This is a genomic window from Enterobacter sp. CCUG 70166 (assembly GCF_020224095.1).
Lineage (GTDB): Bacteria > Pseudomonadota > Gammaproteobacteria > Enterobacterales > Enterobacteriaceae > Enterobacter > Enterobacter intestinihominis.
Genome location: NZ_NRIQ01000036.1, coordinates 36,478 through 47,928 on the forward strand (window position 1 = coordinate 36,478; position 11,451 = coordinate 47,928).

The 11,451-nt window shown below is 55.3% G+C and carries 11 protein-coding genes; 6 read left to right on the forward strand and 5 right to left on the reverse strand.

The features are described 5' to 3' along the window. The first annotated feature begins 30 nt into the window (after positions 1-30). Both dapD and CKK19_RS15720 read left to right on the forward strand, forming a co-directional pair. Positions 31-855, forward strand: a complete 825-nt coding sequence (gene dapD / locus CKK19_RS15715) for a 2,3,4,5-tetrahydropyridine-2,6-dicarboxylate N-succinyltransferase (protein ID WP_023299365.1) — start codon at positions 31-33, stop codon at positions 853-855. Between the two features lie 111 nt (positions 856-966). After that, the gene (locus CKK19_RS15720) at positions 967-1,356 is read left to right on the forward strand and encodes a DUF3461 family protein (RefSeq protein ID WP_022647102.1); all 390 of its coding nucleotides are present in this window, start codon (positions 967-969) and stop codon (positions 1,354-1,356) included. A gap of 89 nt (positions 1,357-1,445) precedes the next feature. On the opposite strand, the gene CKK19_RS15725 is transcribed toward CKK19_RS15720, so the two are convergent. The 3 genes from CKK19_RS15725 to dgt form a co-directional block, all read right to left on the reverse strand. After that, positions 1,446-2,603, reverse strand: a complete 1,158-nt coding sequence (locus CKK19_RS15725) for a CdaR family transcriptional regulator (RefSeq protein WP_003856217.1) — start codon at positions 2,601-2,603, stop codon at positions 1,446-1,448. A gap of 146 nt (positions 2,604-2,749) precedes the next feature. Next, positions 2,750-4,180 (reverse strand): serine endoprotease DegP, encoded by a 1,431-nt coding sequence (degP, locus tag CKK19_RS15730; RefSeq protein WP_023299364.1) that lies wholly within the window; start codon positions 4,178-4,180, stop codon positions 2,750-2,752. A gap of 132 nt (positions 4,181-4,312) precedes the next feature. Then, positions 4,313-5,827 (reverse strand): dGTPase, encoded by a 1,515-nt coding sequence (dgt, locus tag CKK19_RS15735; protein WP_023299363.1) that lies wholly within the window; start codon positions 5,825-5,827, stop codon positions 4,313-4,315. Between the two features lie 82 nt (positions 5,828-5,909). Here dgt and mtnN point away from each other — a divergent pair, with 82 nt between their 5' ends. From mtnN to CKK19_RS15750, 3 genes are read left to right on the forward strand one after another with little or no spacing between them, the layout of a single operon-like run. Next, positions 5,910-6,608, forward strand: coding sequence for a 5'-methylthioadenosine/S-adenosylhomocysteine nucleosidase (mtnN, locus tag CKK19_RS15740; protein ID WP_003856223.1), 699 nt, complete (start codon positions 5,910-5,912; stop codon positions 6,606-6,608). Beyond that, complete coding sequence (gene btuF, locus CKK19_RS15745; protein ID WP_023305464.1) at positions 6,601-7,410, forward strand: vitamin B12 ABC transporter substrate-binding protein BtuF; 810 nt, start codon at positions 6,601-6,603, stop codon at positions 7,408-7,410. The genes mtnN and btuF overlap by 8 nt, the downstream gene beginning before the upstream one ends. 23 nt (positions 7,411-7,433) lie before the next feature. Further along, complete coding sequence (locus CKK19_RS15750; RefSeq protein WP_003856227.1) at positions 7,434-8,057, forward strand: TRIC cation channel family protein; 624 nt, start codon at positions 7,434-7,436, stop codon at positions 8,055-8,057. 57 nt (positions 8,058-8,114) lie between these two features. On the opposite strand, the gene erpA is transcribed toward CKK19_RS15750, so the two are convergent. Continuing rightward, positions 8,115-8,459 carry an iron-sulfur cluster insertion protein ErpA gene (gene erpA / locus CKK19_RS15755; RefSeq protein WP_003856230.1) on the reverse strand — a complete coding sequence of 115 codons (345 nt, stop codon included), beginning with the start codon at positions 8,457-8,459 and terminating at the stop codon, positions 8,115-8,117. A gap of 85 nt (positions 8,460-8,544) precedes the next feature. Next, on the reverse strand, positions 8,545-9,945 hold the full coding sequence (gene clcA, locus CKK19_RS15760; protein WP_022647097.1) for a H(+)/Cl(-) exchange transporter ClcA: 1,401 nt from the start codon (positions 9,943-9,945) through the stop codon (positions 8,545-8,547). A gap of 177 nt (positions 9,946-10,122) precedes the next feature. Here clcA and hemL point away from each other — a divergent pair, with 177 nt between their 5' ends. After that, positions 10,123-11,403, forward strand: a complete 1,281-nt coding sequence (gene hemL / locus CKK19_RS15765; protein ID WP_048965719.1) for a glutamate-1-semialdehyde 2,1-aminomutase — start codon at positions 10,123-10,125, stop codon at positions 11,401-11,403. Positions 11,404-11,451 lie beyond the last annotated feature (48 nt).

An 11,451-nucleotide genomic window follows, 5' to 3' on the forward strand; every position in this document is an offset into this window, starting at 1 on the left:
TGTTTTTTAGTGAAATGGAAAGAGTAAACAATGCAGCAGTTACAGAACGTTATTGAGTCCGCTTTTGAGCGTCGCGCCGACATCACTCCGGCAAATGTGGATACCGTGACCCGTGAAGCGGTAAACCAGGTTATTTCCCTGCTGGATTCCGGCGCGCTGCGCGTGGCAGAAAAAATCGACGGTCAGTGGGTTACTCATCAATGGCTGAAGAAAGCTGTGCTGCTCTCTTTCCGTATCAACGATAACCAGGTTATCGACGGAGCAGAAAGCCGCTACTTCGATAAAGTGCCAATGAAGTTCGCTGACTACGACGAAGCGCGCTTCCAGAAAGAGGGCTTCCGCGTAGTACCACCGGCAGCCGTTCGTCAGGGTGCATACATCGCACGCAACACCGTGCTGATGCCATCCTACGTGAACATCGGCGCCTACGTTGACGAAGGCACCATGGTGGACACCTGGGCTACCGTCGGCTCCTGCGCGCAGATCGGTAAAAATGTTCACCTGTCCGGCGGCGTCGGCATTGGTGGCGTTCTGGAGCCACTTCAGGCAAACCCAACCATCATCGAAGACAACTGCTTCATCGGCGCACGTTCCGAAGTGGTTGAAGGCGTGATCGTCGAAGAAGGTTCTGTGATCTCCATGGGCGTGTACATTGGCCAGAGCACCCGTATTTACGATCGCGAAACCGGTGAAATTCACTACGGCCGCGTTCCAGCCGGTTCCGTTGTGGTTTCCGGCAACCTGCCGTCTAAAGATGGCAAATACAGCCTGTACTGCGCGGTCATCGTGAAAAAAGTGGATGCGAAAACGCGCGGTAAAGTGGGCATCAATGAACTGCTGCGCACCATCGATTAATCGGGTATAACAAAAAGCGGGGGCAACCCCGCTTTTTTTATATCCGAAGGTGGCGAAAATAGATTTTTTCGTTAATTATTCATAGGTTATGTTGAGATCAAGGGTACCGCTATGTACGATAATCTGAAAAGTCTGGGCATTACCAATCCTGATGAAATTGATCGTTATAGTCTCCGCCAGGAAGCCAATAACGATATTTTGAAAATCTATTTTCACAAGGACAAAGGAGAGTTCTTCGCCAAAAGCGTGAAATTTAAATACCCACGCCAGCGTAAGACCGTTGTCGCTGACGGTATCGGTCAGGGATATAAAGAAGTACAGGAAATCAGCCCTAACCTGCGCTACGTTATCGACGAACTCGATCAAATCTGCCAGCGCGATCGCAGCGAAGTCGATCTGAAACGTAAGATCCTTGACGACCTGCGTCACCTGGAAAGTGTTGTTACCCATAAGATCAGCGAAATTGAAGCTGATCTTGAGAAATTGACGCGTAACAAATGAGCCGTTTTATTGCCCGGTGGCGCTTCGCTTACCGGGCCTACGAACGCATGTAGGCCGGGTAAGGCGAAGCCGCCACCCGGCAAACAGCATCATCTTTGTTCATCCAGCTGCAACGCCACATACAGCAGTAGCCGGTCGTCAAAATTCCCTAAATCCAGCCCCGTCAGTTCCGAGATCCGGTTTAACCTATACTCCAGCGTATTACGGTGAATAAACAGCGCTTTTGACGTTGCCAGCGGCTGCACGTTATGCCGGAACCACGCCTGCAACGTGCGGCGCAGCAGCCCGTTGTTGTCCATCGCTTTCAGACGCACCAGCGGGCGCGCCAGCTCGTTGGCCTGCCAGCCACCGCGCAGGCTGTCGAGCAGGACCGGCAGCATCAGATCCTGATAGAAATAACTGCGGCTCTCCGGCATGCGCTGTTTACCCACCATCATGGTAGTGCGCGCCGTTCGCCATGAACGGGCGATACTTCCCGGCCCGGTAAAGTAATTTCCCAGCGCGACGCGAAAACGGAGCTGTCCGTTCTCCTTCATGCGCTCGATGAGCAGCTCAACGCGGCGACGATGATCTTCCGCGTCCCAGCGGCCAAACTGATTAAGCGCAGGCTTGAGCACCACCATTTCCGTCAAAGAGACGATTGCCACCAGGTTGTTACGCTCCGGCGTCGCCAGCATATTTTGCAGCTGCTGTAGCTCCACCATGGCGCTGTCCACGCCAAGCTGGCCGCTATCCACCTCAATAACGGCGACCACGCGCGGCTGATTCAGGTCGATACCCAGACGCTGCGCCCACTCGCTCAGGGCAGGCGTGTGCTCCTCCGCCTGGATCAAATTCATCACCAGCTCTTCACGCAGGCGGCTGTCCTGGGCGAGCAGGTGCATCAGACGCGACTGCTCCAGCATCATCTCCGCCGTCATGCAGACCAGCTCGCCGTATTTACGCAGCGATTCAGGATCGCCGGTCAGACCGATAACGCCAACAATCTCTCCTTCCAGACGCAGCGGCAGGTTGATCCCCTGACGGACCCCGTGCAGATGTTTCGCCACGGCGTCATCAATGTCGACCACGCGCCCCTGAGAGAGCACCAGCAACGCCCCTTCGTGCAATTCACCAATACGCTCACGATCGCCGCTGCCGATAATGCGCCCTCGGGCGTCCATTACGTTGATATTGGTATCGATGATTCGCATGGTGCGCGCCACGATATCCTGCGCCATTTTGGTATCAAGATGCCAGCCAGCCATATAACCCTCCCGTGAGCAGAGCTCAAGCATAGGGAAGTTCAGCTAAGGCTGCATTGTGCAGATGCCCAAAGGCAGAGAGAGATGTATGGAGTTGTGGGAAAGGTCACAGAAAAGAGAAAGCCCCTGCGAACAGGGGCTTAAGAAGATTACTGCATCAGGAGATAAATAGAGGTATCACCACGCTGAATATTCAGTGCCAGCACGGACGGCTTGCTGTCGAGAATTTTGCGCAGTTCAGCGATGTTTTTCACCGGCTGCTGGTTAGCGCCCATGATCACATCACCTTTTTTCAGGCCGATACGGGCAGCAGGTGAGTTCGCTTTCACGTTGTTCACCACCACGCCTTTATCTGCCCCTTTGTTGCTCATCTCAGCACCTTCAATACCGCTGAAGATGGTGCTGGAATCCACCTGATTCTGACTGCTCTGTTGCAGTTCCAGGCTCACGTTAACTGGCTTACCTTCACGCAGCAGGCCGAGGGTCACTTTACTGCCGATTGGCATAGAACCCACTTCCGCACGCAGGGCGGCAAAGCTGCTGATCGGTTTACCGTTCAGAGAGGTGATCACGTCACCCGCTTTAATGCCGGCTTTCGCCGCTGAAGAGTTCGGCATGACCTGGCTCACGAATGCGCCGCGCTGAGCGTCCACTTTCATTGCTTTCGCCAGCTCGGAGTTCAGCTCGGTCCCCATGATACCCAGCTCACCACGTTTCACCTGTCCATATTGCACCATCTGCGCAGTCAGGTTTTTCACCATGTTGCTCGGGATAGCAAAGCCGATACCGATGTTGCCACCGTCCGGTGCCAGGATAGCGGTGTTGATACCGATCAGTTCACCGTTCAGGTTAACCAGCGCACCGCCGGAGTTACCGCGGTTAATGGCCGCATCCGTCTGGATGAAGTTTTCATAGTTTTCCGCATTCAGGCCGCTACGTCCCAGCGCGGAGACGATACCCGAGGTCACGGTTTCGCCCAGACCAAACGGGTTACCGATGGCGACAGTGTAGTCACCCACGCGCAGCGCGTCAGAGTCGGCAAGCTTAATCGCCGTCAGGTTCTTCGGATCCTGAATTTGAATCAGTGCGATATCGGAGCGCGGGTCTTTACCGACCACTTTGGCATCGAATTTACGGCCATCGCTCATCTGAACCTTAATGGTGTTAGCATTATCTACCACGTGGTTATTGGTCACCACGTAGCCTTTCGCTGCATCAATAATAACGCCCGAGCCGAGTGCCATGAATTTCTGCTGCTGGCCGCCGCCCTGACCGTCATCCCCTGCGCCGCCCTGACAGAACGGGGAGCTCTGGAATGGCGAACCGTCCTGGCAGAATGGCGAATTGTCACCGAAGAACTGCTGGAAATTACGCGGCATACGCGGCGTATTGACGGTTGTGCTGCCCTCAACGTTAATACTCACCACCGATGGCATCACTTTTTCGAGCATCGGGGCCAGGCTTGGCATCTGCTGCGCAGTCGCTGCCGAGGAAGCTGTCTCGGCCGCCGTCGCCAGAGGGGACAACGCTAAACCTAAACTCAGAGCCAGTGCACTCATTGCTAATGTGGTTTTTTTCATGTTTCTCAATCTCGATTTACCAGATAACGCAAAATTGCTGTGTAACTCAGATTCGTTTTATACCGCTTAGTTCCGGGATTAAGTTTATGGAAAAAGTAAAAATTTATTGGTCGTCTTTACAAAACTCATGGCTTATTCAACGGCCATAAGCTTGCGGTATTCATCCCAGGCATACAAATCTGTCATCCCGCTGATATAGTCCTGGATAAGACGACAGCGATAATAATATTCCATGACTGGCCATTGGGAAGAATGACGATCTATTTTACTGACGGCCTCAATGTATGCCAGCCGGTGACGGGTTGAAAGCTTCTGATAGAGACGAGATTCAATCGGCAGGCGGCGAACACGTTCATTTTCGACCAGCTCGCAAAACTCATCGACCGTCAGCTGGAGCAGCGGGCCATAAATTTCCAGCAACCCGCTGATAACCCGGTATCCTTGCAGCTCCAGCTGTTCGACATCCGGGTGGCTGAAAACATGGCGAACAGCCACGTTTTTATATAATTCAAGCAGCTGACTAAAACTGCTCTCATCTTCCAGCAGGGCGTGATTAAATTCCCCGCTAAATATCATCGGCAAATTATCAATGAAACGGGCGGCCGCATACGGCACCAGTTTATTCAGCGTATTGACCCGCAAATACATAAAGAACTGATCTTCGGTACTGCGGCTCAGCGAATTTGAACGCGATTTATCCCAGGCATTCTCGACGACCTGTGCAAACAGAGAACCTTTTTCATGCTCTCCCCAGGCATCGTGAAGATGCTGATACAGCTCCTCGACGCTGAATATTCTTTTTTCCACTGCGTCTTCCAGATCGGCCACGCAATAAGAAATGTCATCAGCCGCTTCCATAATCCACGTCAATGGAAAACGGCCATTCGGCGTTAGCGAAAGTTCTTTACGCAACCGTTCAATGTACGCTTCTTCCGACAGGTAATAGCCCGGTTTTTTCATCAGGTAGCTATGGGTGGCAGGCGTTTCCCCCATCCACCACGCGGGACGCGTGTATTTGAGAATACAGCCCACCTGCGCCCAGGTCAGATTCATGCGCATCAGGGAGTGCACCAGACGGATCCCCTGCGCGTTACCTTCGAAATGACACAGATCCTGACGCACCTTGCGACGCAGATCGTTCAGGCTATCTTCGCCCTCACGCAGGCGTAAATCGCGTACCACACAGCGGTCATCGCTGAGCGGCTGGCTTATGGCGTCAGAGGGAAAAAGCCGCTGTTTAAACCAGTCATTGATGGCGGCCTCGCCGAAATGACCAAAGGGAGGATTGCCGATATCGTGCATCAGGCAGGCCATCTCAACGATGCTTTCGAACGGCCCGGTCAGTTCATCCAGCCCGTAGGTTTCCAGCAGACGTTGCTCTTTAAGACGGCTGAGGATCTCTTTTGCAATGTAGCGCCCCACCTGCTGCACTTCCATGGAGTGCGTTAACCGCGTACGCACCGCGGCGTTACGCTCCAGCGGGAACACCTGGGTTTTTTGCTGTAACCGGCGGATGGCGGGCGAATTGATGATGCGTCCGCGATCGCTTTCAAAAATGCGCAGGATCTCATGTTCGCTCTTATCGCCCTGCGGCGAACGGAAACGTCGGTGCCAGTTAATTTTGGTGCGAAAATCGATTGGTGCCATGTGCTCCCCCGCGTGAGAATGCGTTTCCCCTTAACCGCATGATAGACTATGCATCTTAACAAGGCACATCGCGAGTAAATCTATGAAAATCGGCATTATTGGTGCAATGGAAGAAGAAGTTACGCTGCTGCGTGACAAAATTGAGAACCGTCAGACCCTCTCCCTTGGTGGCTGTGAGATCTACACCGGCCAGCTGAACGGCGTTGACGTGGCTCTGCTGAAATCAGGCATCGGTAAAGTTGCAGCGGCACTGGGCGCGACCCTGCTGCTTGAGCGCTGCAAGCCTGACGTTATCATTAATACAGGTTCGGCGGGCGGTCTGGCGCCGACGCTGAAAGTGGGCGATATCGTGGTTTCCGACGAAGCGCGTTACCACGACGCAGATGTCACCGCATTCGGCTACGAATATGGTCAGCTTCCGGGCTGCCCGGCCGGGTTTAAAGCGGATGATAAGCTGATTGCCGCCGCTGAAAGCTGCATTAACGAGCTGAACCTCAATGCGGTGCGTGGCCTGATCGTCAGCGGCGATGCCTTTATCAACGGCTCTGTTGGTCTGGCGAAAATCCGTCATAACTTCCCGCAGGCTGTGGCCGTTGAAATGGAAGCCACGGCCATTGCGCACGTGTGCCATAACTTCAGCGTGCCGTTCGTGGTTGTTCGCGCGATCTCTGACGTGGCGGACCAGCAGTCCCACATCAGCTTCGACGAGTTCCTGGCCGTTGCGGCCAAACAGTCCACCGTGATGGTGGAAACCCTGGTGCAGAAACTGGCGCGTGGGTAAGGTGTCATTCAGGGCGCTGGTCGCCCTGCTTCTGCTCGCCCCGGCCTGGCTCATCGCCGCGCCGCGGGTGATCACACTCTCCCCTGCCAATACGGAACTGGCGTTTGCCGCCGGGATTACGCCCGTTGCGGTGAGCAGCTTTTCCGATTATCCACCGCAGGCCGCCCATCTCGAACAGGTTGCCACCTGGCAGGGAATGAACCTGGAACGCATCGTGGCGCTGAAGCCCGATCTAGTTCTTGCCTGGCGCGGTGGTAATGCCGAACGACAGGTGGACCAGCTCTCTTCGCTGGGAATAACGGTAAAATGGGTAGATGCGGTGAGCATCGAACAGGTGGCGCAAACCCTCCGTGACCTCGCGCCCTTCAGCCCTACCCCCCAACGCGCCGAGCACGCTGCACAGCAGATGCTCAACGACTATGCTGCGCTAAAAACCCGATACGGCACGCAACCGAAACAACGCGTTTTTCTGCAATTTGGCAGCCAGCCGCTGTTCACTACCGGGAAAGGCTCGATCCAGAACCAGGTGCTTGAGATCTGTGGAGGTGAAAATATCTTTGCCGAAAGCCGGGTCCCCTGGCCGCAGGTCAGTCGTGAGCAGGTTCTGGCGCGACAACCGCAGGCCATTGTGGTGGTCGGAAATGCGAGCGAGATTCCTAAAATAGAACAATTCTGGCATCGGCAGCTTAAAATTCCGGTCATCGCACTCAACAGCGACTGGTTTGAACGCGCCAGCCCGCGTATTATCCTCGCCGCAAAACAACTCTGCGCCGAACTGGCAGAGAGTCACTCAAACAGATAAATACCCTATTCGAGGATTTAACGATGCTCGTGTATTGGCTGGATATTCTTGGCACAGCCGTTTTTGCTATCTCCGGCGTTTTGCTTGCCGGAAAACTACGCATGGATCCTTTTGGCGTACTGGTGCTCGGCGTCGTTACGGCGGTAGGCGGCGGAACGATTCGCGATATGGCGCTGGCAAACGGCCCGGTATTCTGGGTAAAAGATCCAACGGATCTGGTGGTGGCGATGGTCACCTGCCTGTTAACCATCGTGCTGGTTCGTCAGCCTCGCAGACTACCAAAATGGATATTGCCAGTGCTGGATGCCGTCGGTCTGGCGGTCTTTGTGGGAATAGGCGTGAATAAAGCCTTTATTGCCGGGACTGGCCCGCTGGTGGCGATCTGTATGGGCGTGTTGACCGGCGTGGGCGGAGGGATTATTCGCGACATTCTGGCGCGAGAAGTCCCGATGATCCTGCGAACGGAAATCTACGCGACGGCCTGTATCATCGGGGGGATTGTTCACGCCACGGCGTATTACACCTTTGCTGTCCCGCTGGAAAACGCGGCGATGCTGGGGATGGTGGTAACGCTGGTGATCCGTTTAGCGGCGATACGCTGGCACCTGAAGCTGCCGACGTTTGCACTGGATGAAAATTCAAGATAGGTATCGTTTATAAGCCCGGTGGCGCTTCGCTTACCGGGCCTACAATTTGCATTCAGGTTAAATACTGAATGAAGAACCACACCCGCAGGTGCTGGTCGCATTCGGGTTAGTCACCACAAAGCGCGAACCTTCCAGACCTTCAGTGTAGTCCACTGAACCGCCCACCAGATATTGCAGGCTCATCGGATCAACCACCAGCGCGACGCCCTGTTTCTCGATAGTCATATCACCATCGTTAACCTGGTCGTCAAAGGTAAAACCATACTGGAAGCCACTACAGCCGCCGCCGGTAATATAAACACGCAGTTTCAGATCCGGATTGTCCTCGTCGGCAATCAGGGTTTTCACTTTTTTCGCTGCTGCTTCGGTAAATTCCAGCGGCAACGCTACGTCATCACTCATCTTATGCTCCCATGAATACTGCGACTGCTATTGGGTAAAAATCACCCAATTCTTTTTGTCATTATCTAATACCCTGGTAATTCATTCAAGTATTCTGCTTCAGGGCCTGTTCAGCTTCCTGTTTCGCCAGGGTACGGGCAAGAATGGTGGAGTATAGCGGTTTTCCACCCAGGAATTGGGCTAATAGTGTCGCGCCGAGGCAGGTAATGATCATTGGCAAAATGAGCTGGTAATTGTCGGTCATTTCCAGCACCAGCACGATCCCGGTCAGCGGCGCACGCAGGGAGGCCGCCAGCAGCGCCCCCATTCCCGCAACCGCAAACGTCCCCGCATCCAGATGGTAGGCCGGGAAGCCTGCCGCCGCCGCCATCCCGAACGCCGTACCCAGCAGCGTCCCCAGCGCCAGCATCGGGGCGAAAATGCCGCCCGGGGCACCAGAGGAGAAGCACAATACCGTGGTGATGACGCGTGAAATAAACATAAACAGCAGCAGGCCTACGCTGAAATTCCCCGCCGCGGCAATGGGAATCAGACCGAAACCGCCGCCCGCCGCATTCGGTTCGATAAAACCGAGGATCCCGCACACGCCACCAAGCAGGCCCCCCACCAGCACCCATTTCGTGGTATTTCCGCCATGGATGCGCTGAAACATATCCTGCGCCCGTAAAATCAGGGTGTTAAAAAGCGGGCCAACGACGCCAAAAATCATCCCAAGAATCAGATACAGCCACAAAGTATTGACCGGCGCATTAGTTAGCTTGCCAACTTCAATCACCGCCCCTTCGCCGTTAAAGACGCGAAAGACAATGCTCGACATAATCACGCCGGTAAACACCGCTTTAATGGAGATCAGGTTGTAGCGGAACTGGGCGCGCATCTCTTCAATGATAAACAGGATACCTGCCAGCGGCGCGTTAAACGCGGCAGACAGCCCGGCCGCCGCCCCCGTCGCCAGCAGCGTATGGCGCGCTTCGGCGCTGCGCATACGGAACAGATCGCCGACCATGCGCCCGACGTTACCGCCCAGCTGTACCGTTGGTCCTTCCCGACCGAGCACCATGCCCGCTCCGAGCGTTCCCATCCCGCCGATAAATTTCACAGGAAGCACGCGCCACCAGCGAACCGGGCGTAGCTCTTCCAGCGCCCCCTCAATTTCAGGGATCCCCGAGCCGCCTGCTTCAGGTGCGAATTTACGCACCAGAAAATAGCCCACCATGGCAAACAGGGCCGAAAGGCCAAAGGCCCACACCCAGACCAGCCATTCACGATCCGCGAAGCTGGCGACGGTACCTATGCGCCAGTTGAGCACCGCATTGACGGCTTTCTCAAACGCGACGCCTACCAGCCCGGCCAGCGTGCCCACAACGGCGGCTGCCACCAGAATGGCTAACGGGGTTTTGTCACGGTTGAGCAGCCGCCGGATACTGACCCGGTGCTTCGCGCGCGTAAACTGTTGTTGTTCAAAAGAAGGCGTGTTCTCGTTCATTACCTGTTCTGTTTCGTCATACAAAAGGCCGCAGGGATTCTACCAGAGACAATCCCCTCGTCCCCTGAAAAATACTTAACAATTGTTAAGCCTTCTATGGGGCAAAAATTTTATAACCTCTTCCGAATCACTTAGAATAGTTGCCTTAACTCATTTCTACGAACCAGGAACGACGCCATGAGCAAGTCTGAAAACCTCTACAGCGCAGCCCGCGAGCTAATCCCAGGCGGCGTGAACTCACCCGTGCGCGCCTTTACCGGCGTGGGTGGCACCCCGCTGTTTATCGAACGTGCGGATGGCGCATATCTGTATGATGTGGATGGTAAAGCCTATGTCGATTACGTCGGCTCCTGGGGCCCGATGGTACTGGGGCATAACCACCCGGCGATCCGCAACGCGGTGATTGAAGCCGCTCAGCGCGGCCTGAGCTTCGGTGCGCCAACCGAGATGGAAGTCAAAATGGCGGAGCTGGTCACCGAACTGGTGCCAACGATGGACATGGTGCGTATGGTGAACTCCGGTACCGAAGCGACCATGAGCGCTATCCGTCTGGCGCGCGGTTTTACCGGCCGTGACAAGATCATCAAGTTCGAAGGTTGTTATCACGGCCATGCCGACTGTCTGCTGGTGAAAGCCGGTTCCGGCGCGCTGACCCTCGGCCAGCCGAACTCCCCGGGGGTGCCGGCTGATTTCGCGAAACACACGTTGACCTGCACCTATAACGATCTGAACACCGTTCGCGCCGCGTTCGAGCAGTATCCGCAGGAGATCGCCTGCATCATCGTTGAGCCAGTTGCGGGCAACATGAACTGTATCCCACCGCAGCCTGACTTCCTGCCGGGCCTGCGCGCCCTGTGCGATGAGTTCGGCGCGCTGCTGATCATCGACGAAGTGATGACCGGCTTCCGCGTGGCGCTGGCGGGTGCCCAGTCTTATTATGGCGTGGAGCCGGATCTGACCTGCCTCGGCAAAATCATTGGCGGCGGCATGCCTGTCGGCGCGTTCGGTGGACGTAAGGACGTCATGGACGTGCTGGCGCCAACCGGTCCGGTTTACCAGGCGGGTACGCTCTCCGGTAACCCGATTGCGATGGCGGCGGGCTTTGCCTGTCTGACCGAAGTGGCGCAGCCGGGTATCCACGAAACCTTGACGGACCGGACGACGCAACTGGCAAACGGTTTGCTGGAAGCCGCAGAAGATGCGGGTATTCCACTGGTGGTGAACCACGTGGGCGGGATGTTCGGGATTTTCTTCACCGATGCGAAAACCGTGACCTGCTATCAGGACGTGGTGAAATGCGACGTGGAACGCTTCAAACGCTTCTTCCACCTGATGCTGGAAGAAGGCGTGTATCTTGCCCCGTCAGCGTTTGAAGCAGGCTTTATGTCCGTGGCGCACAGCGAAGAAGATATCAATAACACCATCGACGCAGCGCGTAAGGTATTTGCGAAGCTGTAAAATGTGCGGCTTGATGCCCTCACCCCAACCCTCTCCCACAGGGAGAGG

What these genes read in the sequence shown, in the direction of transcription:
- hemL (WP_048965719.1), top strand. Translation starts at nt 10,123, where the DNA reads ATGAGCAAGTCTGAAAACCTCTACAGCGCAGCCCGCGAGCTAATCCCA.
- dgt (WP_023299363.1), bottom strand. Translation starts at nt 5,827, where the DNA reads ATGGCACCAATCGATTTTCGCACCAAAATTAACTGGCACCGACGTTTC.
- CKK19_RS15725 (WP_003856217.1), bottom strand. Translation starts at nt 2,603, where the DNA reads ATGGCTGGCTGGCATCTTGATACCAAAATGGCGCAGGATATCGTGGCG.
- dapD (WP_023299365.1), top strand. Translation starts at nt 31, where the DNA reads ATGCAGCAGTTACAGAACGTTATTGAGTCCGCTTTTGAGCGTCGCGCC.
- CKK19_RS15750 (WP_003856227.1), top strand. Translation starts at nt 7,434, where the DNA reads ATGCTCGTGTATTGGCTGGATATTCTTGGCACAGCCGTTTTTGCTATC.
- degP (WP_023299364.1), bottom strand. Translation starts at nt 4,180, where the DNA reads ATGAAAAAAACCACATTAGCAATGAGTGCACTGGCTCTGAGTTTAGGT.
- mtnN (WP_003856223.1), top strand. Translation starts at nt 5,910, where the DNA reads ATGAAAATCGGCATTATTGGTGCAATGGAAGAAGAAGTTACGCTGCTG.
- clcA (WP_022647097.1), bottom strand. Translation starts at nt 9,945, where the DNA reads ATGAACGAGAACACGCCTTCTTTTGAACAACAACAGTTTACGCGCGCG.
- CKK19_RS15720 (WP_022647102.1), top strand. Translation starts at nt 967, where the DNA reads ATGTACGATAATCTGAAAAGTCTGGGCATTACCAATCCTGATGAAATT.
- erpA (WP_003856230.1), bottom strand. Translation starts at nt 8,459, where the DNA reads ATGAGTGATGACGTAGCGTTGCCGCTGGAATTTACCGAAGCAGCAGCG.